Origin of the sequence: Candidatus Njordibacter sp. Uisw_058 (genome assembly GCF_047730065.1) — a bacterium.
Taxonomy (GTDB): domain Bacteria; phylum Pseudomonadota; class Gammaproteobacteria; order Pseudomonadales; family Balneatricaceae; genus Njordibacter.
Map to the genome: position 1 here is coordinate 817,322 of NZ_CP159829.1, position 24,894 is coordinate 842,215.

Sequence of the window (24,894 nt, forward strand, 5' to 3'; positions counted from 1 at the left end):
GCAGCTTAGCATTGAGTATCGAGCACAGGTAATGACTTTACCAAATCATCGATGGCCTTAACTTGAGTTAAAAAAGCTTCTAACTGCGACAGTGGCAGGGCACATGGCCCATCACACTTAGCTTGGGTTGGATTAGGGTGAGCTTCAAGAAATAAACCAGCAATGCCTTGTGACATGCCAGCGAGGGCCAGTTGAGTGACTTGAGCGCGTCTGCCACCCGCAGCATCTTTTTGACCGCCTGGGATCTGCAAGGCATGGGTGACGTCGAAAAGCAGTGGATGGCCAAACTCCTTCATAATACCAAAACCTAACATATCTACCACGAGGTTATTGTAGCCAAAACTACTGCCTCTTTCGCATAGCATTAATTGGTCGTTACCTGCTTCTTTAAATTTGGTAATAATATGTGCCATTTCATGAGGCGTTAAAAATTGGGCTTTTTTGATATTAATGACGGCTTGAGTTTTTGCCATAGCGACGACTAGGTCAGTCTGGCGGGACAAAAACGCTGGCAGTTGGATAACATCAGCCACTTCTGCCGCCGCCTGGGCCTGATGTGGCTCATGAACATCAGTGATGATTGGCACGTTAAAGGTTGATTTTACTGCGGCTAATATTTCTAGTCCTTTATCCAAGCCTGGCCCGCGAAAAGAATTCACTGATGAGCGGTTAGCCTTATCGAAAGACGCTTTAAACACATAGGGTATGTTCAGCTTGTGTGCCGTGTTGACATAATGATCAGCAATTTCTAGAGCGAGATCTTTTGACTCAAGCACATTCATGCCGCCAAAAAGAGTAAATGGTCGTGTATTACTGACCGGCAGATCGCCAACGGATAAAGTTATTTGAGACATGGGTTAAAAATCCTTTGACTGCCAATTAATCGTTGGTTTTCATTGTATCAGGCGCTTCCTTGCAATCCCATATTTTCTCGATTAAGGGTATATTTATTGATTACAAAAAAACAACAAATAGGTTTCTAGTTGGAGACTCACGGGTTGTCTGGCCTCGCACCGTGTCAAGACTGACTGGCTAGTTTTTTAGTGATTTACAGCTTGATTTTATCTGATCAAATGTCTATATTTGGTGTCGTATCTTGTTGTGAGGCACAATATATAGTGATTTAGGGTGTTTTGATCACTAATTGCCATAGCTTCCAATTATACCAAATTCCTCCAGCTTTTAAAGCTGGAAAAAGTAAATGTCAACCAAGAAATAGGCAGATCAATGCAAGGTTTGATGGTAACAAAGCGCAATGGACAACAAGAAAAAATTGACTTAGACAAGATCCACAGGGTGATAGACTGGGCTGCAGAAGGCCTAGAGGATGTTTCGGTTTCTCAAGTTGAATTAAAGGCACACATTCAATTCTTCGATGGCATTCGCACTTCGGATATCCATGAAACTATTATTAAGTCTGCAGCCGATCTAATTTCTGAAGAGACGCCAGATTACCAATATATGGCTGCCCGCTTGGCTATTTTCCATCTTCGAAAGCGTGCCTTTGGCCGTTTTGAGCCCCCTCATTTGGGCGCACACGTGAAGGAAATGGTGGCTCTCAAACGTTACGATAGTGACCTGTTAAAAGATTATACTACCGCTGAATTCGACCAACTTGATGGTTGTTTAGACCACTCCCGCGATATGAATTTCAGCTATGCAGCGGTCAAACAGATGGAAGGCAAGTACCTAGTACAAAATCGAGTGACAGGGCAGATTCACGAAAGTGCCCAAATTTTGTATATGTTGGTTGGTGCTTGCCTGTTTTCTAACTACCCTAAGGCGACTCGTTTAGATTATGTGCAGCGGTTTTACGATGCAGTGTCGCTATTTAAAATCTCTTTACCGACGCCTATAATGTCAGGGGTACGCACCCCAACGCGTCAATTTAGTTCCTGCGTACTCATAGAATGTGGTGACTCTTTAGACTCAATCAATGCCACGTCCTCCGCCATTATTAAATACGTGAGTCAGCGCGCAGGTATCGGTGTTAACGCTGGTAGATTGCGGGCGCTGGGCAGTCCTATTCGTGGTGGAGAGGCATTTCACACGGGCATGATTCCCTTCATCAAACACTTCCAAACAGCGGTCAAAAGCTGTTCACAAGGGGGGGTGCGGGGGGGAGCTGCGACTTTGTTTTATCCCATTTGGCATTTAGAAGTTGAGTCTTTATTGGTTTTGAAAAATAACCGTGGTGTAGAAGAAAACCGGGCGAGGCACATGGATTACGGGGTGCAGTTCAATCGGTTGATGTATACGCGCCTAATTAAGGGTGGCAATATCACCTTATTCAGTCCGTCAGATGTGCCTGGGCTATACGATGCCTTCTTTGCCGATCAGGACGAATTTGAAAGGCTCTACGCCATTTACGAGGCTGACGAAACGATTCGCAAGCGCACAGTTAAGGCGGTGGATCTATTTAGTAAATTTGCGCAAGAGCGAGCTCAAACGGGACGTATTTATCTACAAAATGTAGACCATTGTAATACCCGTAGTGCTTTTGATCCGAAAAAAGCGCCGGTACGTCAGAGCAATCTGTGTTTAGAGATCACTTTGCCAACCTCACCATTGGACAGTATCGATGATGCGAGTGGTGAAATTGCTTTATGTACGCTATCGGCCTTTAATTTGGGTGCTTTAGATGATCTAGATGAATTGGAAAACCTAGCAGACTTAATCGTGCGGGCCTTAGATAGTTTGCTTGATTATCAAGAATACCCAGTTCCAGCTGCTTATGAAGCGAGTATGAAACGTCGCACACTGGGTGTGGGCGTGACCAACTTTGCCTATTACTTGGCTAAAAATGGGGCCAAGTATTCTGATGGATCTGGTAATGCGCTGACGCACCGCACGTTTGAAGCCGTTCAGTACTACTTACTCCAAGCTTCTAGTCGTTTAGCACAAGAACAAGGGGCTTGCCCTGCCTATGGTGATACCTTTTACTCCCAAGGTGTAATGCCCATTGATAGTTACAAAAAAGACATCAATAAGTTCTGTGACCAAGAGGTGTTGCTGGATTGGGATGCGTTACGTCAGCAGATTAAAGATCATGGCCTACGTAACAGTACCCTCACAGCACTGATGCCTTGTGAGACGTCTAGTCAAATCACCAACAGCACCAATGGTATTGAGCCTCCACGAGGTTATGTGAGTGTTAAGGCCAGCAAAGATGGCATTCTTAAACAAGTGGTGCCTGAATTTAAACGTCTGCGCAGTGCTTATGAGTTACTTTGGAGCATTCCAAATAATGAAGGTTATTTACAGTTGGTAGGCATCATGCAAAAGTTTGTTGATCAGGCTATCTCTGCTAATACCAACTACGATCCGGTGCGTTTTGAAAATGAAAAAGTACCTATGAAAATTCTATTAAAGGACCTTCTTACTGCCTACAAGTATGGGGTTAAGACTTTGTATTACCATAACACCCGTGACGGTGCCAATGATGAGCAAGATGATGGTTGCGACAGCGGTGCTTGTAAGCTCTAGTGAGTAAAGCATCAAAAATATGATAGATATAATTTTACACCTACGAGATATACATGGCTTATTCCACCTTTAATAAGGTTAAAAATGACCCTTTAAAAGAGCCGATGTTCTTTGGTCAAAACGTTAACGTTGCCCGTTATGACCAGCAACGTCACGCTATTTTTGAAAAACTAATCGAAAAACAATTATCTTTCTTTTGGCGTCCAGAAGAAGTTGACTTATCCACTGACCGTAAAGATTTTATGGCCATGGCAGAGCATGAGCGGCACATATTTTTAAGTAATTTGAAGTATCAAACCTTACTCGATAGTGTGCAGGGTCGTTCCCCTAACATTGCATTTTTGCCCGTTGTGTCCTTGCCTGAGTTAGAGACGTGGCTTGAAACATGGTCCTTTAGCGAAACAGTCCACAGCCGCAGTTATACCCACATCATTCGTAATGTGGTGGATGACCCTAGTATCATTTTTGATGATATTGTCGATAATCCAGAAATTGTAAAACGTGCTGAGACAGTGACGCGTTATTACGACTTATTCATTGAAATGTGTAGTCAATACAGTTTGTTGGGAGTGGGCACACACCAGATTAATGGTAAACAGATTGAGGTGAGCTTAAGTGCCCTAAAACGTCAGCTTTATCTGACTGTTGCTTCGGTTAACGTGCTCGAAGCCGTGCGTTTCTACGTGAGTTTTGCCTGCAGCTTTGCCTTTGCTGAACGGGCCATCATGGAGGGTAACGCCAAGGTGATTAAGCTGATCGCTCGGGATGAAGCTTTGCATCTGGCAGGCACTCAACACATGCTTAATTTAATGGCTAATGGCCAAGATGACCCAGAAATGGTGGCCATTGCAGCATCGTGTAAAGATGAAGTGATAGAGATCTTCCGCGAAGCGGCAGAGCAGGAACGTGACTGGGCTAAGTACTTGTTTAAAGACGGTTCAATGATTGGCTTGAACGCTGAAATACTGAGCAATTATGTAGATTACATCACCAATATCCGCCTCCGTGGTTTGGGGTTTGATGAAATATTTGAAGTGCGCAGTAATCCCTTGCCATGGATGAATGCATGGTTAGTGAGTGATAATGTTCAGGTGGCGCCTCAAGAAGCTGAAATTAGCTCATACCTTGTCGGTGCTATTGACAGCAATATGGAAGACTCAGACTTTGATGATTTCGACCTATGATGGTCGAGATCCTCTAAGTGCTGGGGCCCTAATCAATGAGTGGAACAGTCACCGTTAACGAAGTACAGACCTTTACCTATGGTGAAGAGTTCTCCCTTTTGGATAGTATGGAAGAGCACCAAATCCGAGTTAACTATAGCTGTCGTGGGGGTTATTGTGGCAGTTGTAAAGTTAAACTCACTGCTGGTAAGGTAAAATGGGTGCAAGACAGCCTAGTGCCTTTGGAAGATGATGAAATTTTAGTTTGTTGCTGTGTGCCAGATGGCTCAATTAAGTTGGCCATCTAGCAGCAAGAGCAGGCCTTAGCGGTTGATGCGCGCCTGTTTTAAAGTATCAGCAATCAAAAAAGCTAACTCCAAAGCTTGATCTGCATTGAGTCTCGGATCACAGGCCGTGTGGTAACGGTCAGCTAAGCCTTCGGCAGTGATATCATGGGCGCCGCCCATGCACTCAGTGACATCCTGTCCGGTCATTTCAAAGTGCACACCACCCGCATATGTTCCTTCTGCAGCATGCACGTCAAAAAAGCTTTTTACTTCCCTTAAAATGTCTTTGACTTGGCGAGTTTTATAGCCAGTATGGGTTTTAATGGTATTGCCATGCATAGGGTCGCTACTCCAAAGAACCTTGCGCCCCTCTCTTTCAACGGCCCGAATCAACTCTGGCAGATAGGTTTCTACCTTATCCGCTCCCATGCGAGCAATAATATTAATGCGACCAGCTTCATTGTCTGGATTGAGTATATCCAGTAAACGCAGCATGTCGTCCGCTTTCATGGTGGGGCCTGCCTTAAAGCCTAAGGGGTTTTTAACACCCCGTAAAAACTCGACATGGGCACCTTCGACTTGTCGAGTTCGGTCTCCAATCCAAAGCATATGGGCCGAACAATCGTACCAATCATTAGTCAGGCTATCTTGGCGGGTTAATGCTTGTTCATAGTTTAAAAGCAGGGCTTCGTGAGACGTGTAAAGACTAGTTTGGTGAAGTTGTGGGGTATTACCCGCATTTAACCCACAGGCATTCATAAAGCTCAAAGAACGGTCTATTTGGTCTGCCAAATCTTCATAACGGGCGCCAAGGGGGCTCGTCCGCACGAAGTCCTGATTCCACTGGTGTACTTTATTCAAGTCGGCAAAACCACCTTGTGCAAACGCCCTGAGCAAGTTAAGAGTCGCTGCAGACTGATTGTAGGCCTGAACTAAACGTTCTGGATTGGGCACTCGAGCATCTGCAGTGAAATCTGAACTGTTAATAATGTCGCCCCGATAACTAGGCAGTTCTACCCCACTAAAGGTTTCGGTATCAGCCGATCTAGGTTTCGCAAACTGACCTGCCAAACGACCAACCTTGACCACTGGACAACTGCCTGCAAAGGTTAATACCACCGCCATCTGCAACATGACTTTAAACGTATCCCGAATATTAGAGGCATTAAACTCGGCAAAACTTTCTGCACAATCCCCGCCTTGTATTAAAAATGCATGGCCATCAGTGACTTGTGCTAATTGTTGTTTTAACGCCTGTGCTTCACCTGCAAATACCAATGGAGGTAGCTGAGACAACTGTTGTTCAATTCGAGTCACGGAATCGGCATTGGGGTAGTTAGGTTGCTGTAATATTGGAAATTCGCGCCAGCTAGTAGGAGACCAAGGTTTCATTAGGAGAGCCAAAAAAGGGTAGGTTTGACAATGCGTTACGCAGTGCACTATAGATCGTCATTTTATATCACGCCTATGCGTAAGGTTCAATCGTACTAAGTTATATTTGAATTTAACGTTTAAGTATAACAGGGCAGATATGAGTTTATGGCACACTTGCTTGAACAAAATTGGTTCTCACACGCACGCTAACTGTTCTGATGTGGTTTACTTTTGCTTACATTAGACTATATTATGTTACATATAGTTATTTTAAGATAACAGTATGTAATTATTTATTTCTAATTCAATAATTAGGTCAATTTGACTGGTTAATAGATAACCTAGGACTAAAGCGTGGATTTTAATCAAAGTACGCAAATTTTAATTGTCGAAGACGATGAGCGTTTGGCTGAACTTACTAGAGAGTATTTAAGCAATAACGGCCTGAGTGTGAGTGTGGAGCACAATGGAGCAGTTGCGGTAGAAAGAATTAAGGCCGAACAACCTGACTTGGTGATTTTGGATTTGATGTTACCAGGGGAAGATGGTTTGGGTGTATGTAGGTTAGTGAGGTCTGAATATAGCGGTCCTATAATTATGCTAACAGCCCGCACTGACGAATTAGACCAAGTGGTAGGCCTGGAAGTTGGTGCCGATGATTATATTTCTAAGCCAGTAACGCCAAGGTTATTGCTGGCTCGGATAAGTGCCATGTTACGTCGCAGTAGTAAGTTAAAAGCGGCTTCAGACACTATTGGATTGCAAGAACCTACTGATTCTAGGCACCATTTTGGCAGTCTGATTATAGACAATTCAATGCGTGAAGCTTGGCTAGGCGATGAGGACATTGATTTAACCAGTGCAGAGTTTGACTTGCTGTGGCTGCTAGCTAGCAATGCTGGAAGAGTACTAAGCCGGGAAGAAATTTTCTCTGCCTTGCGAGGCATTTCGTACAATGGTCAAGACCGTTCAATCGACGTGAGAGTGTCGCGAATTAGGTCAAAAATTGGTGATGATCCAGAGCACCCTCGGCGGATTAAGACGGTTCGTAGTCGAGGCTATCTATTTGTTAAGGAGAATTAAGTGGTTTTGCCAGTCAACCCAACGAACTTGGGGCGTATGGAAAAACGCATGGCTCTGCAGCAAGAGTTAATGGCGGCTATTTCCCATGAAATTCGAACCCCAGTGGCACGTTTAAGCTTTGCTCTGCAGTTATTGCAAGATATTTTAGAGGGCGATAGTGTCAGTGAACAGCAACAGCGTATGAAATCTTCCTGCAAAGGAATGGCGCAAGATCTAGAAGAAATTAACGACCTAGTGGCCGAAATAATGACCTATATTCATCTAGAAGATGGAGGCCCAAGAATTATTTTTCAAAAGGTAGATGTGAACCACATCCTTACCAATATGTGTGGCCAATATGCACCCCTGAACCCTCAGTTAAGTATTAAGGTAGACTCTTTGCTCGATGGTCTAATCATTGATGCAGAACCTGTGCAGTTGCGCAGAGCTTGCCAAAATTTGTTGGGCAACGCATGTAAGTATGCCCAAGCTAACGTGTCCCTCGGGTATCACATCGAAGGTGACTTTTGTGTGTTGAGTATTGAGGATGACGGACCCGGTATACCAGAGTCTGACTATGGCCAAGTATTTGCTCCATTTACCCGTTTAGATGAAAGCCGTAACCGAAAGACAGGTGGGTTTGGATTAGGCTTATCCATTGTTAGACGCATCGCCTATTGGCATGGAGGCCGGGCCATTGCAGGTCGAAGCGAATCCCTTGGTGGCGCTAACATGATGATCCGAGTTCCAGTACACCAGCCTAAAGACAATCCTCAGGGGCCTGCAATGCCTGACCCTGCTGATCTGTCTGTTTAACACCCACTAAAGTGGCGGCAGACGTTTCTCTGGCCGTAACAAGAAAATCCATCATATATTTACTATCGGCTTGGTCACTGCGCACTGCCGCATAAAGGGTGCACCAAATACCAGCTTGCGACATTGGTATAGCCGTCACATAACCACGGCTGGAGTATTCCTCTAAAGCCCAATTTGGCAATGCACATACTCCCCGACCACTCGCGACTAACTGCATCATCATGACGGTCAGTTCAGCATGCCTTATGGCGGCAGGTTCAATTTCGGCAGGCTCCAAAAACTGTACAAATACATCGAGCATATCGCGATCAACTGGGTAACAAATAAGTGTTTGATCAGACAGATCTTGGGCTTCTATAAAGGTTTTTGAAGCCAGTGGATGATGATTACTAACCGCAAGCACAGATTCATAGCTGAACAAGGGTACATAGCTTATGCCAGGGAGATTTTTAGGGTTCGCAGTGATCACCAAATCTAATTCTCCACTGCGCAGTGCGGGTAGTGGGGCAAAGTTGAAACCACTGGATAAGTCAAGTTCCATTTCTGGCCAATCAGCCCGATAAATGTCTAAACTGGGCATTAACCATTGAAAACAACTGTGGCATTCTATGGCAATGTTGAGGCGGCCTACGGACCCTGCAGCGAGACGACTAAGTTCACGCTCAGTATTACGAATTTGTGGTAACAAATCATCTGCAAGCAGCAATAATCGTTGACCAGCAGTGGTAAATTCTACCGGTTTTGTTTTGCGTATAAACAGATCTAAATTGAGCTTGTGTTCAAGGTCTTTAATTTGGTGTGATAAAGCTGACTGAGTCAGGAAAACTTTCTCAGCCGCCTCAACAAGGCTGCCTGTTTCTCGAAGGGCTGCTAGCGTGCGCAGGTGTCTTAACTCAATCATTGGGTCTACTTATACCTTGGGCTCTAGTAATAAAAATTCCATAAGCGCCTTTTGAGCGTGCAAACGGTTCTCGGCCTCATCAAACACCACGCTGCGTGGGTCATTAAACATGTCATGACTAATTTCTAAGCCCCGATAGGCGGGTAAGCAATGCATGAATAGCGCTTCTGGGTCTGCCAAATTCATTAGAGCAGGGTTTACTTGGTAGTTCTCGAAACTGGCTGAGCGAGCTTTTTTCTCATCTTCTTGGCCCATAGATGCCCACGTGTCAGTGACGACCAAGTGACTGCCTATGACGGCCTGTTTAGGATCTTGTATAAGTTGCACCCGGTTGGCATTGATCGCCATTAATTGTGCATTAGGTAAATAGCCGTCTGGACAAGCAATGTTGAGTTTAAAATCAAATTGTCTAGCGGCGTTAATAAACGAATGGCACATATTATTACCATCACCTATCCAGGTCACTGTCTTGCCCTTGATGGAACCTCGGTGTTCAACGAAGGTTTGAACGTCTGCTAATAATTGACAAGGATGGTAGTCATCTGTGAGCGCATTAATGACTGGAACTCTGGAATGAGCTGCAAATTCCTCTACTTGAGTGTGGGAAAACGTCCGAATCATCACTATATCCACCATGCTCGAAATAACTCGGGCGCTATCGGTGATGGGCTCTCCACGACCTAGTTGGGTGTCATTTGAAGATAGAAATATGGCTTGGCCACCGAGTTGTGCCATGCCCGCTTCAAATGATACACGGGTCCTTGTCGATGACTTTTCAAAAATCATGCCCAAAACTAAATTACGAAAGGGTTCGTAGGGGGTCTTTAAAGTGCGTATTTTTTTGAGTTCAATGGCTCGTTGAATAATCCAATTAAGCTCACTAGGATTCAAATCGAGCAATGTTAGAAAGTGCCGTGGTGACGAATTGGACATGAAAAGTGGCCGCCTAAATCGAGAATGATAGGTCTAATGGCCTATGCTTGCAAATACCTTAGCCAATAAAGCTTATAAAAAGTGTAAATTAGGGTGCCTTTTTAACCAATAATAACTGACTAAATTAGTCGGATATGGGTATAATTAGTTTATTACATTATGCAACCATCAATGAGCGAGACTATAGTCATGGATACCTTAACCACGATTAAAGAACAGATCGAAAGCAATGCCATTTTACTATATATGAAAGGCACGCCAAAATTCCCCCAGTGTGGGTTTTCTTCACAAACAGTGCAAAACCTTATGAACTGCGGTGAACGCTTTGCATTTGTTAATATTTTAGAGCACCCAGACATACGCACTGAGTTGCCTAAATATGCCAACTGGCCAACCTTTCCGCAGCTGTGGATTAACGGAGAACTCGTTGGTGGCTGCGATATCATTACAGACTTAGCCCAATCAGGTGAGTTGGCTGAAATGATTAGTGCTGCGGCACCTGCTGAAGAAGACGCAGGCGCAGAATAATTTAATAAACCATAAATTAACTATTATAGAGGAACCGCTATGAGCGTTTTAGTCGGCAAGCAAGCACCAGATTTTACAGTACCTGCAGTACTTGGTAATGGAACTATCGTTGATGATTTTAATCTTTCTGAAGCTATCAAAGGTAAATACGGGCTGGTGTTTTTCTACCCATTAGACTTTACTTTTGTTTGTCCTTCTGAGCTGATTGCATTAGATCACCGTATGGATGAGTTTGAAGCTCGTAATGTTGAAGTTATTGGAGTGTCAATCGACTCTCATCACACCCACAGTGCATGGCGTAATACAGCCATTAATGACGGTGGCATTGGCCCAGTTAAATACACCTTAGCAGCGGACATGGCACACAATATTTGTCGCGCTTATGACGTTGAATTAGCTGATGGAAGCAAGGCGTATCGTGGCGCGTTTATTATCGACCGTGAAGGCCAAGTTCGTTCACAAATTATCAATGACCTGCCACTAGGTCGCAACATGGACGAGCTATTGCGCATAGTCGATGCTCTTCAGTTCCACGAAGAGCATGGTGAAGTATGCCCAGCTGGCTGGAACAAAGGTGACTCAGGCATGAAAGATTCAGCTGCAGGAGTAGCCTCTTACCTGACTGACAACGCCGATAAACTATAAGTCTTGTACTTAAAAAAAGCCCCGCTAACCCTGAGTTAACGGGGCTTTTTTGCATATAGGGTCAGCCCAATGCTTGAGCTATGGTGGGCCAAGCCAATGCAACTATGTTTCTGGTGACTTGATTGCCTTACCTTAACGGGTTCATTAACCCTGACATTCGTCATTGCATAACCGTATTGGGCTAGTTAAAATCACACTCTGTTTGTTTTCGTCGCATTTTTTATTGATAAGGCACCTTGAATGGCCCCTACTTCTGCTATTACGAGTCCAAAAGTGACTCAAGCATCCGTTCCTATGCGTTTTGTAGGGCCAATGAAAATTAGTGCTCAAGCTAGTTTTGATGCGGCGTGGCAAGATAAAGTGTCGGTACCCCTAGCCACCTACGAAATCCCTTTGTGGCATTCTGTGGGCCGGGGAGCGCGCGTATCGACCCTATGTAACGAAGGCATTAAAACGACTTTGATTGATGAACGTATGACTCGTTCAATCTTGTTAGAAGCGAAAGATGCTCATCAAGCATTAGGGGCTTGGCAGTCGATTCAGATGCGACAACAAGAAATGCAAGACATTGTGGGTCAAACAAGTCGTTTTGCCACCTTGTTCAATATGAACATGCAAATTGTAGGTAATTTGCTCTATTTGCGCTTGGAACTTAACACTGGGGATGCCTCTGGCCATAATATGGTGACCCATGCGGCTGATAGTTTGATGCAGTGGCTACTAAAGCAATACCCACAATTGAGCTATAGTTCTATCTCTGGTAATTACTGCAGTGATAAAAAGGCCACTGCGGTGAATGGTATTTTAGGGCGTGGTAAATACGTCGTAGCAGAGTTAACTGTGCCACGAGCTTTGTGTGAGCGAAAATTGAATACGACCCCTGAAAAGGTGGTCGATCTAAATATTAAGAAAAATCTGTTGGGTACATTAATGGCGGGGGGCGTGCGCAGCGCTAATGCTCATTTTGCTAACATGTTACTCGGATTTTACTTAGCTACAGGCCAAGATGCGGCTAATATTATAGAAGGTTCCCAAGGCATGGTGCACGCAGAAGTGCAAGAGGGGGATCTTTACTTTTCTTGCACGCTACCCAACATTATTGTGGGCACTGTAGGCAATGGCAAAGGTTTAGACTTTGTGACCCAAAACTTAGCTAAATTAGGCTGTAATCAAGACATTGAAGTGGGTGCCAATGCGCGCCGCTTAGCCCAAATTTGTGCGGCTACAGTCTTGTGTGGTGAGTTATCTTTACTCGCGGCTCAAACCAATCCAGGTGAACTCATGCAAGCCCATTTGAAGTTAGAGCGTTAAATGAATGATCAAACCAATCGCCGTAAACGGCAGCACATCGAAGTTATTGGCCGTGATGAGGGCGTAGAGCGTAATGGACGTTTTTTTGATGCCATGCAGTTGCAGCATAGAGCCATGCCAGAAATCAATTTGCATGATGTTGACCCCAGCATTGAAGTGATGGGCAAACGCCTTAGTTTTCCGTTGCTGATTTCGTCGATGACTGGGGGTGATGATGTCTTAGTTGCTAAGGTGAATCAACATTTGGCGGAAGCCGCACAAATCACAGGTGTGGCGATGGGCGTGGGTTCGCAACGAGTGATGCTAGAAGATACCAAAGCTCAAGCTAGTTTTGATTTGCGCCGCTATGCCCCTGATGCCCTTTTATTTGCCAACATGGGTGCTATCCAGCTCAATAATGGCATGGCATCAGCCCAGCTTCAGCAGGCTATAGACGTCTTATCTGCAGATGCGATCTTTCTCCATCTCAATCCGCTGCAAGAGGCTGTGCAGCCAGAAGGTGATACTAATTTTGCTAACCTTGCCCAAGCCATCGGCCGTGCTCAAGCTGAACTTGAGGTACCCATCGTACTGAAAGAAGTAGGATCAGGCTTGAGTGTGGCGGACATAGAGTTAGGTTTGCGCCATGGAATTCGATGGTTTGACGTCGCTGGACGGGGTGGGACCTCTTGGGCGCGCATTGAACAACAGCGCCGTGAGGATAACCACACTTTAGGATTTACTCTACAAGATTGGGGTATTCCTACGCCTTTAGCCATGAAAAATGCGAGGCCTTACATGCAACAAGCAAATTTCATTGCCAGCGGTGGCTTGCGCAATGGGCTAGACTTAATAAAGAGTGTTATAATGGGCGGCTCTTTAGGTGGTATCGCTAAACCACTGCTGGCTCCAGCCATGGAATCTACACCTGCCGTCGTGGATGCCATAGAGGCCTTGAAAAAAGAGTTTGTCACCGCTATGTTTTTGTTATCGGCAAGTAGCGTAGATGATTTGCATTTAAATGATTCCTTAGTGCTTAGTGAACGATAGTCTAAGATATTTATACTTCATTAAGTTGGTAGTAGGGAAGGTCGAGAAGTTATATGCTCGTTGGTATTGATGATATAAGTTTTTATACCGCTAACTTTAGCCTAGATTTGCAAGAGTTAGCGGCCCACAATGGCTCTGATGCCGCTAAATACACTGTTGGCATAGGCCAAGAGCGCATGAGTGTGCCCGGAGCTGATGAAGATGTGGTTACTATGGCGGCAAACGCCAGTGTGCCTTTGTTAGCAGGCATGAAAAAGCGGGGCGAAGATCCGAGTTTAATCCGCACTATTTTGTTTGCCACAGAAACAGGCATCGACCAATCCAAGGCGGCTGGAGTTTATCTGCACTCGCTTCTTCGGTTAAGTCCTCGTTGTCGTGTGGTTGAACTTAAACAGGCTTGTTACAGCGCCACTGCGGCTTTGCAACTTGCGTGTGCTTGGGTGGCTCGTAAACCCAAGGAAAAAGTATTAGTTATTGCCTCAGATATTGCTCGCTATGATCGACAATCTCCTGGGGAAGCTACCCAAGGTTGTGGTGCGGTAGCCATGATAGTGAGCGCCAACCCCAGAGTCATTGTGCTTGATCCTGAAACGGGAGTTCATACAGAAGATGTGATGGACTTTTGGCGTCCTAATTATCGCTCTACCGCGCTGGTGGATGGGAAGTACTCAACTAAAGTCTATTTACGCTGTGTGCGTTCTGCATGGCAAGATTTTCAGCAGCAAAGTGATTTGAAGTTTGGTGACTTTGATTACTTCTGTTATCACTTACCGTTTAGCCGCATGGCTCAAAAAGCCCATAATCATTTAGCGAATGGCAATGCCCACGAATTGACTGTAAAAACTTTAGAAGATCAAATTTCTTCGAGCCTTATTTATAATCGGATTACGGGTAACAGCTACACTGCGGCTATGTATATTGGTTTTATTTCATTACTTGATAATACAGCAGCTAATTTGGCGGGCAAACGTGTTGGGTTCTTTAGTTATGGTTCTGGCAGTGTAGGTGAGTTTTTTACAGGCACACTAGCCGATGGATATCAAAATATGCTGCACCAGCAGCAGCACCAATCCATGCTGGAAGCGCGACAGGCGCTTAGCTACGCCGAATACCAAAAAATGTACGCCTTTGAAGTGCCTACAGATGGCGGTGAACACAAGTTTGAACACCAAACTACGGGGCAATTTCGACTCGTGGGTATCCGCGATCACAAACGCCTTTATCAGGTGCAATGACTGCGTCTGACCAGGCGCTTTTCCCATCTCGGCCACCTTGCTCTAAAGTAAGGGTGCCGGGTAAAGTCATTCTTAGTGGTGAACATGCAGTGGTTTACGGGACCCCTGCCTTAGCGTGTGCCATTCAAAAATATGCCTTTGCTAAAGTTGTCAGTATCGGCATAGAAGGTGTTCATCTGACAATGCCTGCCTTTGGCATCGATCAATACTTTAGTTACGGGCAACTGACCCAGTTGGCCCACCAGACACAATCGCGTCACCAAAATTTCCTTCATGACTCAGCTCTGCTATGCCTTGTCATTGAAAGTCCAGTGCAGTTTTTTGCGGCAGCTTTGGGTGCAAGTGGACTGGTTGATGTGTTAACAGACCAGCCTGGTTTAGCTATTGAACTCACCATGGATTTAGTGGCTGGCAGCGGGATGGGGTCATCAGCTGCGTTAGTTGCAGCCATGCTAGCAGCAGCCTTTAAACACATCGGACAGCCTTTAACAGCGGCACAATTAATATTAAAAACAACTCACAGCGAACATTGGCAGCATGGTCGATCTAGTGGCTTAGATCCATACGTGTGTATCATGGGTGGTTTACAACGCTATCAACTTGGCACTGCTGAACGCCAAGCGTTAAAACCTTTAAGTGCATGCTTTCTCGTTTCTACAGGCAAACCAAATAGTTCAACAGGTGAGTGTGTGGAAGCTGTGAGGCAACACAATTTTTCGGCTCATTTGTGGTCTCAATTTAGTCAAGTTCAAGAACGACTACTACACTGCATGGTCGCAGACACTGAAGGTGTTAGTTTGCCATCTAATCTAACAACTATGGTGAGTGCTATCGCAGCCAATCACAAGCTGTTGCAGCATATTGGAGTGGTGCCAAAAACGGTATCAAATTTTATTGCTGAGGTTGAGTCTAAAGGTGGAGCCGCAAAAATTTGTGGTGCCGGCAGTATCGATGGTGATCATGCCGGGCTAGTTTTTGTGGTGGGTCTGGAGTTAGATCATATGCAAAAACTGTGCTTAAATTATGCTTATGAAATGCAAGAAATGCTGCCAGATTTAGAAGGTGTGGTTTACTTTGACTAGTTTAAGCGTTATTGCCTCTGCACCATCCAGTACCATGCTCATGGGTGAACATGCAGTGCTATTTGGTCATAGTGCTTTGGTATGTGCCTTAACCCAGCGTATCTTTGTGAAGGCATCTAAGCGCGCAGATGGACAAATAGTCATAACCTCTAGTTTAGGTTACTTTGAATGTGCTGTTAATGAGTTAGCCATGCAAGTAGAGCGAACGTCTTCTTTTGCTTTTGTGTTACAGGCACTGACCCTGAGTGGCCAAGTTAAAAGTGGGGGTGTCGAACTCGTGATTGAGTCTGAATTTGAACACACCCTGGGTTTGGGATCATCAGCAGCTGTCACGGTAGCGTGCATGGGCGCTATGGCGCTGCTTGCCAATGGTAGGTTTGACGCTCAGGAAGCCATGCAAACCAGTATAGAATCCATTCGTAAAGTGCAGGGCAGGGGTTCTGGTGCCGATGTTGCGGCGAGTGCTCTTGGGGGCATTGTAAAGTTTCAAGGCAATCCATTAAGGGCTAAAAAGACGTTGTTGTCGTTAGCAGCATTGCAAGACGCACCTCACCTACTGCTTGTTTATTGTGGTTATAAAACTCTGACACCGCTAGTCATTGCCCAAGTGGCTGAGGCAGCTGAGCAAGAACCGCAGCGTTTTGCGCAACTTTATGAACAAATGGGTGCTTGTGTTGAAACCAGTGAAAAGGCTTTAGAACGAGAAGACTGGTGGGCTTTTGCCCAGTCCATGAATCAATATCAAATATTAATGAGAGCCCTCGGTGTGAGTGACGAAAGTACCGAAACTATTATTCGTTTGGCTCAAAAGAAGTCACCGTTAGATACTTTATTGGGCGCCAAAATTTCTGGGTCTGGTTTGGGGGATTGTGTGCTCTTGCTCGGCAGTGAAGCCTTAGATTGGCCCCACCCGCAAATATCAGTTCAAATAGAACCCCAAGGTCTGCGCCAAGAAATGCAATTACCTAAGGCGTTACAACATGAGAAGCAGTTATGAGCCAAAATTCAAACCAGGCAATGTCCGTTGGCACTTGGCTAGATCAGGTTTTGGGTGCAGCTAAAAATAATACTCCAGCGGCCCAAGCGAGTGCCTATGCACCCAGTAACATTGCCCTGAGCAAATACTGGGGTAAACGTGAGGCAAGCTTTAATTTGCCAGTTACGGGCTCCTTATCCATCTCATTAGCTGAACATGGGACTCAAACAGGTCTCTCGGTGATCGATGCGCCCGCGCATCAAGTGATTTTGAATGGTGAAGAAGTTGACGTCGGACAGAGTTTCGCAACCCAGCTGATTGAGTGGTTAGACCGGGTTTTACCCAAACACATTAAATTGCGGGTAGACACTCACAATACTGTGCCAACGGCAGCAGGACTTGCATCTTCTGCCAGTGGCTTTGCAGCTCTAACCCTAGCTACTAATAGTCTGATGGACTGGCACTTGCCAGAGCAGCAGCTTTCGGCATTAGCGCGCTTAGGCAGTGGTAGTGCCAGTCGATCCTTATGGCATGGTTTTGTTAAATGGCAAGCAGGCGATAGGACTGATGGCAGTGATAGCATTGCTGCACCTTTGGAGCAGCAGTGGCCCCAATTGAGGATTGGTTTATTAACCATTTCAAGCCAAACTAAAGCGGTTTCTTCACGCCTAGGAATGGCGCGCACAATAGCGACCTCAGCCTTGTATCAACAATGGCCTCAGCAAGCTGAATCTGACCTTGTGACTATTGAAAGAGCAATCGTGGCAGGTGATTTTGAAACCATGGCTAAAACAGCAGAACATAACGCCATGAGCATGCATGCAACGATGGCTTCCGCATGGCCTCCACTAGTGTATTGGCTGCCAGAATCATTAATTCAAATGCAAAAAGTTTGGCAGTTACGTGAACAAGGGCTACCCCTTTATCTAACCATGGATGCGGGTCCTAATGTTAAATTGCTGTTTGAGGCTAAGTATCAGCAAGAGGTGCAAGCAGCCTTCCCTGACATTAAAATAATTACGCCGTTTGCATAATATATGGTCTTTAGCCTACCTTAATACAATTTTATATTTACTGGTGTTATAAATCATAAGCTTCTGATATTAATATATAAAATAAATTAATAAATGGTCACATTGACTCAGGTAAAAGCCTTAGGTCGAACTTTGAAGGTTGCACAATGTCTTGTATCCTCTAAAGCGGTATAGGGCAGTCAGATGGTGATCGAGGCAGTTGACACGCCAAGCCTTTGACGTATATAAGTGTGTTTAATGGGCTGGGCTATGGTAAAAGAGAACGCAAAAATGAAAAAAGTTGCCTTAGATGCGATCGACATAAAAATTCTAAATGCGGTCCAGCAGCATGGGAAAATGAGTAAGTTTAAACTGGCAGAGCTCGTCAATCTGTCACCAACACCATGCTGGGTAAGGCTTGATAAACTCAAAAAATTAGGCGTGATTAAAGGTTACCAAGGACAAATAAACCTTGATCAGCTCATTGATTTTACCAAAGTCATTGTTACTATTGCACTGAAAACTCATAAAAAGTCTGACTTCGATCGGTTTGAGTCTTACATACAGCAGATAGACGAAATTGTAGAATGTTGCGCCACAGGTGGAGGATCTGACTACGTGTTGATGGTCATTTCTAAAAATCTACATCATTTTCAATCTTTGGTGGAGCAGTTGCTTACTGATGAAATTGGTATCGACCGTTATTTCATTTACATAGTCACTAAGCAGGTTAAAGCGGCCCCGCCAAATCTGTTAACACTGTTGAGTGATTAGTTATTGCCAACCATAGTGAAAAAATCAGTTATAGCATCAGTTATAACAGCAGTGAGTGATCTCACAAGATCAATAAAAAACCCTCAATTCTGGCCATAAATAGCTGATATTCAGCTCTCGTTAAAGCTGTTGTCTCACTTTTATTGGCAGGCTTCAAACGGCTTCCCTAAACAGACTTTTTGTGCAAATAAATGAGACCAAATAGTCTCACCTTGAGTTTTTTTTAGTCTACTCTCTCGCTTCAATTCTCTTATAGTTTAAGATTATGCTAGCCATATTGCATAACGTCTGCTAATGGCCGTTAATTCAGCCGATAAGGATCATACAATGACAGCATCTGAGGAGTTTGGTTTTGGTACACAAATTCGTAAGTCACCTTTCTTTGACGCGACTGTGCGATGGGGCGCTAAAGGGTTTTCGGTATACAACCACATGTATATTCCAAGGGATTTTGGTGACCCAGTGCAAAACTTTTGGAACTTAGTCAATGACGCTATTTTATGTGATGTTGCGGTTGAACGTCAGGTAGAAATAACAGGTCCAGATGCAGCCAAGTTTGTGCAGCTTCTGGTGTCACGCGACCTCTCTAAATGCGCTGTAGGCCAATGTAAATATGTGCTTCTCACGAATGCGCAAGGTGGAATTTTAAATGATCCTATTTTACTTAGGTTAGCTGAGAACCACTTTTGGATATCCCTGGCTGACAGCGACATTTTGCTTTGGGCTCAGGGTGTTGCTGTGGCTTCTGGTATGGATGTGCATATCTGTGAACCAGATGTCTCACCGCTACAGTTGCAGGGCCCTAACTCAGGGGAAATTATGCAGGCGCTGTTTGGTGCAGGCGTGGGTGACCTTAAATATTATTGGTTACGGGAATATGAACTCGATGGCATTTCGTTAATTGTTTCTCGCACAGGCTGGTCAAGTGAATTGGGCTATGAGATATATCTGCGTGACGCTTCCAAAGGTGACCTCTTATGGGAAAAAATAATGGCAGCTGGCCAACCTTGGGGTCTGAAACCAGGTCATACCTCAACCATTCGGCGTATTGAAGGCGGTATGCTGTCATACCATGCAGACATGGATATTAATACCAACCCGTTTGAATTAGGACTTGATCGTTTAATTGATCTTGATGCTGACTTTGAATTTATTGGAAAGCCTGCATTACAAAAAATTCGTCATCAAGGTATTACCCGCAAGCATGTTGGTTTATTGATCAGTGGTCCCGCAATGACAGGATCTAATACGCGCTTTTGGGCGCTCGAAAAAGACGGTCAGTGGGTTGGAAAGGTCACCTCTGCAGTTTACTCACCTCGCCTAGAAAAAAACATTGCCTTGGCCATGGTTGATGCCGATGTCGCTGCTTTGGGTACAGAATATCAAGTCATAAAACCAAGTGGTAATGAGACTGCAACGGTTGTTGAAAAACCCTTTTTCGATCCTAACAAGAAATTAGCGGCCAATTAACGCTTTTTGAACACACCCGCTGAGCCAACCTATATCTGTTATCATACAAGGTAGAGCGATCATACAAGCAGAGAATGCCTCTCAATGAGGAGGCCACTTTAGTCGTTTCAGCTTGTTTTACAGTATGCGTTAAGCCGAGTCATGGTGGGGTTTACTACTCGCCCTTCTAAAGGGGCTGCAAAGTGCAACTGAGTACTTTGCAGCCCCTTGCTGAGTTGAAGTAGTTCAGCTGAAGCAACAAAAGCATGAAGACTTAATCTCATAAGTTAAATAAGTCACATAGGCCAGAGTAATAATGAAAGGTTTTGTGTTATCTCGCCACAGTCAGGACACTGAGCAAGGTCTAATCCTGAGCTATTGGCTAGCGACCGATCATGGGCCCGTATGCCTGCAGCAAACCCAGCAAGAAGCTGTGTGTTTTTTCCCTCTATCACAGCAAGATGATGCCAAACATATAATCCAGTCCATGGCATTGTCAAGTGCCAGTTGGCGCTTTCAACAAGTCGCGCTTAAAACCTTTGATCATGAGGCTGTGATGGCGCTTTATATGACCAACCAAAAGGTCTTTCAGCAAGTGTGTGGTGTTTTACGTGAGGCAAATATTGCTCTTATGGAACAAGATATTCAGCCTCAAGAGCGTTATTTAATGGAGCGTTTTATCAGCGCAAGTCTGGTAGTTGATGGGCTACCACAGAAGGGCACGATCACTGATACTCGAGTAAAAACTTGTGACTATACGCCTAATATTAAAGCCATTTCTCTGGACATTGAAACAACCATGGATGGTAAAACTATTCATAGTATTGCGGTCTATGCCATGGAGCAGGAGACTCCAGTAGAAAAGGTTTGGTTACATTGGCCTGCCCAAATGCCTTCAGAGCTTTTACAAGCTGTGCCGCCTTACACACAGGTGTGTGAGAATGAAAGGCAGCTATTGAAGCAGTTTATCCATTGGTTACAAGACTTTGACCCAGATGCCATTATGGGCTGGTCAGTTGTGCAGTTTGATTTTCAAATTCTGTGCGCTCGGGCTCGTGAGTTAGGGGTGCGTTTACGATTAGGTCGTGGAGGTGAAGAAATTCGATGGCGGGCTGGACAGGGAAATCGCCCTGCAAAGCTCTATATGCCGGGCCGTGTGGCTTTAGATGGCATTGAAGTAATGCGCGCAGCAACATGGCAATTTGAATCCTTTGCCTTAGACCATGTGGCCCATCAGCTGTTGGGTAGAGGCAAAGACATCACCAAACCAAAAGACCGTGGTGAAGAAATTCAGCGCTTGTATCGACAACAACCTGATGCGTTAGTCAGGTATAATCTTGAAGATTGTCGCTTGGTGTGGGATATTTTCATGCAAGCTAAGCTGTTGGCTTTTCTTATTGAACGGGCGCGTTTAACAGGATTACCAATGGATCGGATGGGGGGTTCTTCTCAAGCTTTTGATCACTTGTATTTACCAAGATTGCACCGCCAAGGTTATGTAGCACCTGCTTTTGCCTCGGGTCAAGCAGGTGATAGTCCGGGTGGTTTTGTGATGGATTCCAGACCTGGCCTATACCGCAATGTATTGGTATTGGACTTTAAAAGCCTATATCCAAGTATTATTCGAAGTTTCAAAATCGATCCTTTAGGTTTGATTAGAGGTTTGCAAGAAGCGGATGCTGTGAGTGGCTACAAAGGTGCCCAATTTAGTCGTCAACAAAGTATCTTGCCTGAGATCATTAGTGACTTATGGGCTGCAAGAGATATTGCTAAGGCGGATAAAAATACACCCTTATCCACGTCTATAAAAATTGTGATGAATGCCTGTTATGGGGTACTAGGGTCTAATGTCTGTCGTTTTTATGATCAACGTTTAGCCAGTTCCATTACTTTGCGTGGCCATGCCATTTTGAATCAAACTAAAGATCTGATACAACAACAAGGCATGCAGGTCATCTATGGTGACACGGATTCAGTTTTTGTGTGGCTCGGTGACGATGCTATGTCTTTAGATCAGGTGCAAGGCAAAGGCAATGATCTAGCCCAGTCACTTAATAAATGGTGGACCCAACACCTCAAGTTAGAGTTCAAACTGAAAAGCTATTTAGAAATTGAGTTTGAAACCTATTTTAGTCGTTTCGTCATGCCCACAATAAGGGGACAAGAAACAGGCAGTAAAAAGCGCTATGCAGGTGTGACTGTGTCTTCAGAAGGTGAAAAAAAGATGCTTTTCAAAGGTCTAGAACAAGTGCGAACAGATTGGACCAAATTAGCAAAAGAACTTCAGGCAGAGCTTTATCAACGGGTATTCAATGATCAGCCCTATGTGGATCTTATCAAGCCCTTATTAGAACAAGTAAGGTCAGGGCAGCTAGACCACAAATTAGTCTATCGAAAACGGCTGCGTAGGCCCCTAGATGAGTATCAAAAAAACATTCCACCCCATGTGCAAGCAGCACGAAAAGCAGAGACTTGGCGTTTAAAAAACCAATTACCATCAGCTTACACTAATGGTGGTTGGATCGAATATGTGATCACCCTTACTGGGCCAGAACCCTTAGAAATGAGTCCTGGTAACTATGATTACGAACATTACATTGAGCGTCAAATAGAACCCGTGGTTGATGGTATTTTACCTTTTTTAAATGACAGCTTTGCTAATCTCACTGAGCGGCAGTTGGGCTTGTTCTAGTCATTAGCCCATAGTTTGAGTAATCAGATGCTTTGGTAAGTCTGTGATTTGTTCACAGCCAACTTGCTCCATTACCTGCTGTAACTGGCGTTTGAGTATCTCTAGCACCTGGTTGCCACCTTCTGCTCCTAGGGCACAAGCACCAAACATTGGGGCTCGGCCAAGGAAGGTAAACTTGGCACCTGATGCCAAGGTTGATGCAACGTCTGCACCCGAACGAATGCCACCATCCATCATCAATGTCACTGTGTCACTGTATTTTTCTGCCAGTGCGGTGAGAGGTTTGATGGTAGATTCCCCCGAGTCCAGTTGCCTGCCTCCATGGTTCGATACAATTAAACCATCGACACCGAGTCTAATGGCTATCTCAGCATCGTCTGGATTAACGATGCCTTTGATGACTAAATTACCTTGCCATTGGTCACGAATGGCTTTGATCTTGTCTTCTGTTAAACGTCCTGAAAAGGTTTTGTCCATAAAAAGTCCAAGATGTTGCATGTTTAGACCATCAGGAATGTATGGTTTCATGGTTTTAAACTCAGGTTGTCCTGCTAACAGTTGTTCCAGCGCCCATCTTGGATGGCCTGCTATTTGTAGGATATTGCGCAAGGTCATTTGTGGTGGGATAGAGAGGCCATTACGAATTTCTTTGGGGCGGTAAGCAAAAGTAGGTGTGTCAGCTAACAGCACTAAGGTTTTGCAACCCGCCTGTGCAGCCCGCTCAAGGAGTTGATCGCGTAACTGGTTCTGGGTAGGGTGATAGAGTTGGAACCAAAAATCGCCTTTAGTAATTTCTGCGATGGTCTCAATACTAGAGGTGCCCACGGTACTCAGACAAAAGGGCACGTTGTGCTGTTTAGCAGCCTGTGCCAGAATTTCACAGGATTTAGGCCACATTAGTCCTTGCAGTCCAACAGGTGCGATACCAAAAGGGGCGTCATAAGTTTTGCCAAAAAGATGTGTCGTTTGTGAAGCACCGTTGAAATCGCGTAAGTAGTTGGGGCGAAGTTGGATAGCCCTAATATCCTGTGTATTTCGAGCCACATTAATATCAGAAAAACAGCCCCCCGTGAGGTAGTCATAGGCAAATCCAGGCATGCGCTTTTTTGCGCGATCAGCTAGCATTTCAATAGAGGGGTAACGTGAATCCATGTTAATTTGCCTTCGCTCATGGTCTAGTCTCTATACATTTTAGGCTATATAAAATAGCTTGTCTGGCACACAGAAACTAACGCGGGGTTGTAAAACGTTGCGACAGTATGCACTTGCCCATGATTCTGCTCTAGTAGGTAGGAGGAAAATAAGGTAAAGTGATCTGACCAATTTTCAGGTGTTTGACATGAACAAAGTAGAGCAAATTAGTAATGCCATAGAGGATGATATCCGTCAGTGTCGATGGTTACCAGGCAATAAATTACCCGGGCAACTGACATTGATGAAGCGCTTTGGCGTGTCACGTACCTGTTTGCGAGAAGCTATAACGACGCTAGAAATGAAAGGTTTAATCACGACCCGCCATGGCTCTGGTTGTTATGTAAACAACTTATTCGAGTTTCAGTTTACTGAGCCCATGTCAGGTATCGAACTTAATTCTGTGGCGTTACAACTGTCCATCATGGAGACGCGTTTGGTGCTAGAAGGGGAGGCTGTGAAATATGCCTGTGAGCGCGCGACAGACGACGAATTACTGACCATAGCTGATGCCTACAAGGCCATGATAAAACGCCGTGGTAATGCGCTGCAAAAAGCTAAGGCTGATGTGAATTTTCATATGCTCATTGCTGAATCTTGCCACAGTTTAATTGTTGTGTCTTTGAGTCAGGTGTTTTATGCCCAATTCTTTAATGCTATTTATGGCACCCTCTACAGTGTTGCAGGCCATGATTTGACCCTATCTGAAGAGGTTTCAGCGGCTATTAGAAGGCAACATCAGGCTATTTATGAAGCGGTTATGATCCGTGATGGGATAGCCGCGAAGGCTGCAGCACAGGAACACATTCTCTACTCGATGTCGTTGCTAAAGAACCGGATTTAACAGGCTTGAATTAAGACAGCTTTGGATTGCCAAAAAGGCCCCAAAAGCTTGTTCTTAAAACCTAATAAAGGTAATATAAGCGCCTTAATTTTTGCGCCATCTA

22 protein-coding genes are annotated in these 24,894 nt (G+C 44.7%); 17 read left to right on the plus strand and 5 right to left on the minus strand.

Features of this window, described 5'->3' with window-relative positions:
* Positions 1-5 precede the first annotated feature (5 nt).
* The gene (gene kdsA / locus ABXT59_RS03785; RefSeq protein WP_411745841.1) at positions 6-854 is read right to left on the minus strand and encodes a 3-deoxy-8-phosphooctulonate synthase; all 849 of its coding nucleotides are present in this window, start codon (positions 852-854) and stop codon (positions 6-8) included.
* A 373-nt stretch (positions 855-1,227) separates the two neighbouring features.
* On the opposite strand from kdsA, the gene nrdA reads away from it, so the two are divergent.
* From nrdA to yfaE, 3 genes are read left to right on the plus strand one after another with little or no spacing between them, the layout of a single operon-like run.
* Positions 1,228-3,486 carry a class 1a ribonucleoside-diphosphate reductase subunit alpha gene (gene nrdA, locus ABXT59_RS03790; protein ID WP_443637809.1) on the plus strand — a complete coding sequence of 753 codons (2,259 nt, stop codon included), beginning with the start codon at positions 1,228-1,230 and terminating at the stop codon, positions 3,484-3,486.
* A 53-nt stretch (positions 3,487-3,539) separates the two neighbouring features.
* Positions 3,540-4,670, plus strand: a complete 1,131-nt coding sequence (gene nrdB / locus ABXT59_RS03795; RefSeq protein ID WP_443637810.1) for a class Ia ribonucleoside-diphosphate reductase subunit beta — start codon at positions 3,540-3,542, stop codon at positions 4,668-4,670.
* A 35-nt stretch (positions 4,671-4,705) separates the two neighbouring features.
* A complete protein-coding gene (gene yfaE / locus ABXT59_RS03800; RefSeq protein WP_443637811.1) occupies positions 4,706-4,957 on the plus strand; it encodes a class I ribonucleotide reductase maintenance protein YfaE in 252 nt (83 codons plus the stop codon).
* Positions 4,958-4,972: 15 nt separating this feature from the next.
* Here the strand turns inward: yfaE and ABXT59_RS03805 are convergent, their stop codons facing one another.
* Complete coding sequence (locus ABXT59_RS03805; protein WP_443637812.1) at positions 4,973-6,328, minus strand: class II 3-deoxy-7-phosphoheptulonate synthase; 1,356 nt, start codon at positions 6,326-6,328, stop codon at positions 4,973-4,975.
* Positions 6,329-6,664: 336 nt separating this feature from the next.
* On the opposite strand from ABXT59_RS03805, the gene ABXT59_RS03810 reads away from it, so the two are divergent.
* Positions 6,665-7,393 carry a response regulator gene (locus tag ABXT59_RS03810; RefSeq protein ID WP_443637814.1) on the plus strand — a complete coding sequence of 243 codons (729 nt, stop codon included), beginning with the start codon at positions 6,665-6,667 and terminating at the stop codon, positions 7,391-7,393.
* Positions 7,394-8,188 carry a sensor histidine kinase gene (locus ABXT59_RS03815; RefSeq protein ID WP_443637816.1) on the plus strand — a complete coding sequence of 265 codons (795 nt, stop codon included), beginning with the start codon at positions 7,394-7,396 and terminating at the stop codon, positions 8,186-8,188.
* Here ABXT59_RS03815 and ABXT59_RS03820 read toward each other — a convergent pair.
* Together ABXT59_RS03820 and argF are read right to left on the minus strand one after the other, a co-directional pair.
* Complete coding sequence (locus ABXT59_RS03820) at positions 8,133-9,089, minus strand: LysR family transcriptional regulator (RefSeq protein ID WP_443637817.1); 957 nt, start codon at positions 9,087-9,089, stop codon at positions 8,133-8,135. The genes ABXT59_RS03815 and ABXT59_RS03820 overlap by 56 nt on opposite strands.
* Before the next feature lie 9 nt (positions 9,090-9,098).
* Complete coding sequence (gene argF, locus ABXT59_RS03825; protein WP_443637818.1) at positions 9,099-10,022, minus strand: ornithine carbamoyltransferase; 924 nt, start codon at positions 10,020-10,022, stop codon at positions 9,099-9,101.
* 189 nt (positions 10,023-10,211) lie between these two features.
* On the opposite strand from argF, the gene grxD reads away from it, so the two are divergent.
* From grxD to ABXT59_RS03880, 11 genes are all read left to right on the plus strand, one after another.
* On the plus strand, positions 10,212-10,550 hold the full coding sequence (gene grxD, locus ABXT59_RS03830; protein WP_443638541.1) for a Grx4 family monothiol glutaredoxin: 339 nt from the start codon (positions 10,212-10,214) through the stop codon (positions 10,548-10,550).
* 39 nt (positions 10,551-10,589) lie between these two features.
* Positions 10,590-11,195, plus strand: coding sequence for a peroxiredoxin (locus ABXT59_RS03835; RefSeq protein ID WP_443637819.1), 606 nt, complete (start codon positions 10,590-10,592; stop codon positions 11,193-11,195).
* A 240-nt stretch (positions 11,196-11,435) separates the two neighbouring features.
* Positions 11,436-12,506 (plus strand): hydroxymethylglutaryl-CoA reductase, encoded by a 1,071-nt coding sequence (locus tag ABXT59_RS03840; RefSeq protein ID WP_443637820.1) that lies wholly within the window; start codon positions 11,436-11,438, stop codon positions 12,504-12,506.
* Positions 12,507-13,535, plus strand: a complete 1,029-nt coding sequence (gene fni, locus ABXT59_RS03845) for a type 2 isopentenyl-diphosphate Delta-isomerase (protein ID WP_443637821.1) — start codon at positions 12,507-12,509, stop codon at positions 13,533-13,535.
* A 53-nt stretch (positions 13,536-13,588) separates the two neighbouring features.
* Positions 13,589-14,770 carry a hydroxymethylglutaryl-CoA synthase gene (locus tag ABXT59_RS03850; RefSeq protein ID WP_443637822.1) on the plus strand — a complete coding sequence of 394 codons (1,182 nt, stop codon included), beginning with the start codon at positions 13,589-13,591 and terminating at the stop codon, positions 14,768-14,770.
* Positions 14,767-15,852: a mevalonate kinase family protein gene (locus ABXT59_RS03855; protein WP_443637823.1), complete on the plus strand. Its 1,086-nt coding sequence runs from the start codon at positions 14,767-14,769 to the stop codon at positions 15,850-15,852. Before ABXT59_RS03850 ends, ABXT59_RS03855 begins: the two co-directional genes overlap by 4 nt.
* Positions 15,845-16,849: a mevalonate kinase family protein gene (locus tag ABXT59_RS03860; protein ID WP_443637824.1), complete on the plus strand. Its 1,005-nt coding sequence runs from the start codon at positions 15,845-15,847 to the stop codon at positions 16,847-16,849. Before ABXT59_RS03855 ends, ABXT59_RS03860 begins: the two co-directional genes overlap by 8 nt.
* The gene (gene mvaD, locus ABXT59_RS03865; protein WP_443637825.1) at positions 16,846-17,862 is read left to right on the plus strand and encodes a diphosphomevalonate decarboxylase; all 1,017 of its coding nucleotides are present in this window, start codon (positions 16,846-16,848) and stop codon (positions 17,860-17,862) included. The genes ABXT59_RS03860 and mvaD overlap by 4 nt, the downstream gene beginning before the upstream one ends.
* A 270-nt stretch (positions 17,863-18,132) precedes the next feature.
* A complete protein-coding gene (locus ABXT59_RS03870; RefSeq protein WP_443637826.1) occupies positions 18,133-18,615 on the plus strand; it encodes an Lrp/AsnC family transcriptional regulator in 483 nt (160 codons plus the stop codon).
* 327 nt (positions 18,616-18,942) lie between these two features.
* Positions 18,943-20,085, plus strand: a complete 1,143-nt coding sequence (locus tag ABXT59_RS03875) for a glycine cleavage T C-terminal barrel domain-containing protein (protein ID WP_443637827.1) — start codon at positions 18,943-18,945, stop codon at positions 20,083-20,085.
* 295 nt (positions 20,086-20,380) lie between these two features.
* Positions 20,381-22,756 carry a DNA polymerase II gene (locus tag ABXT59_RS03880; protein WP_443637828.1) on the plus strand — a complete coding sequence of 792 codons (2,376 nt, stop codon included), beginning with the start codon at positions 20,381-20,383 and terminating at the stop codon, positions 22,754-22,756.
* 3 nt (positions 22,757-22,759) lie between these two features.
* On the opposite strand, the gene ABXT59_RS03885 is transcribed toward ABXT59_RS03880, so the two are convergent.
* Entirely contained in the window at positions 22,760-23,908 is a 1,149-nt protein-coding gene (locus ABXT59_RS03885) for an alpha-hydroxy acid oxidase (protein WP_443637829.1), read from the minus strand.
* A 187-nt stretch (positions 23,909-24,095) separates the two neighbouring features.
* Between ABXT59_RS03885 and ABXT59_RS03890 the strand changes: the two genes are divergently transcribed.
* Complete coding sequence (locus ABXT59_RS03890; protein ID WP_443637830.1) at positions 24,096-24,791, plus strand: FadR/GntR family transcriptional regulator; 696 nt, start codon at positions 24,096-24,098, stop codon at positions 24,789-24,791.
* The last annotated feature ends 103 nt before the right edge of the window (positions 24,792-24,894 follow it).

Coding starts and splice junctions, on each gene's coding strand:
- ABXT59_RS03805 (WP_443637812.1), bottom strand. CDS start 6,328: ATGAAACCTTGGTCTCCTACTAGCTGGCGCGAATTTCCAATATTACAG.
- kdsA (WP_411745841.1), bottom strand. CDS start 854: ATGTCTCAAATAACTTTATCCGTTGGCGATCTGCCGGTCAGTAATACA.
- ABXT59_RS03835 (WP_443637819.1), top strand. CDS start 10,590: ATGAGCGTTTTAGTCGGCAAGCAAGCACCAGATTTTACAGTACCTGCA.
- ABXT59_RS03890 (WP_443637830.1), top strand. CDS start 24,096: ATGAACAAAGTAGAGCAAATTAGTAATGCCATAGAGGATGATATCCGT.
- ABXT59_RS03875 (WP_443637827.1), top strand. CDS start 18,943: ATGACAGCATCTGAGGAGTTTGGTTTTGGTACACAAATTCGTAAGTCA.
- nrdA (WP_443637809.1), top strand. CDS start 1,228: ATGCAAGGTTTGATGGTAACAAAGCGCAATGGACAACAAGAAAAAATT.
- ABXT59_RS03855 (WP_443637823.1), top strand. CDS start 14,767: ATGACTGCGTCTGACCAGGCGCTTTTCCCATCTCGGCCACCTTGCTCT.
- ABXT59_RS03850 (WP_443637822.1), top strand. CDS start 13,589: ATGCTCGTTGGTATTGATGATATAAGTTTTTATACCGCTAACTTTAGC.
- yfaE (WP_443637811.1), top strand. CDS start 4,706: ATGAGTGGAACAGTCACCGTTAACGAAGTACAGACCTTTACCTATGGT.
- fni (WP_443637821.1), top strand. CDS start 12,507: ATGAATGATCAAACCAATCGCCGTAAACGGCAGCACATCGAAGTTATT.
- ABXT59_RS03885 (WP_443637829.1), bottom strand. CDS start 23,908: ATGGATTCACGTTACCCCTCTATTGAAATGCTAGCTGATCGCGCAAAA.
- argF (WP_443637818.1), bottom strand. CDS start 10,022: ATGTCCAATTCGTCACCACGGCACTTTCTAACATTGCTCGATTTGAAT.
- ABXT59_RS03820 (WP_443637817.1), bottom strand. CDS start 9,089: ATGATTGAGTTAAGACACCTGCGCACGCTAGCAGCCCTTCGAGAAACA.
- ABXT59_RS03870 (WP_443637826.1), top strand. CDS start 18,133: ATGAAAAAAGTTGCCTTAGATGCGATCGACATAAAAATTCTAAATGCG.
- ABXT59_RS03840 (WP_443637820.1), top strand. CDS start 11,436: ATGGCCCCTACTTCTGCTATTACGAGTCCAAAAGTGACTCAAGCATCC.
- mvaD (WP_443637825.1), top strand. CDS start 16,846: ATGAGCCAAAATTCAAACCAGGCAATGTCCGTTGGCACTTGGCTAGAT.
- ABXT59_RS03880 (WP_443637828.1), top strand. CDS start 20,381: ATGAAAGGTTTTGTGTTATCTCGCCACAGTCAGGACACTGAGCAAGGT.
- nrdB (WP_443637810.1), top strand. CDS start 3,540: ATGGCTTATTCCACCTTTAATAAGGTTAAAAATGACCCTTTAAAAGAG.
- grxD (WP_443638541.1), top strand. CDS start 10,212: ATGGATACCTTAACCACGATTAAAGAACAGATCGAAAGCAATGCCATT.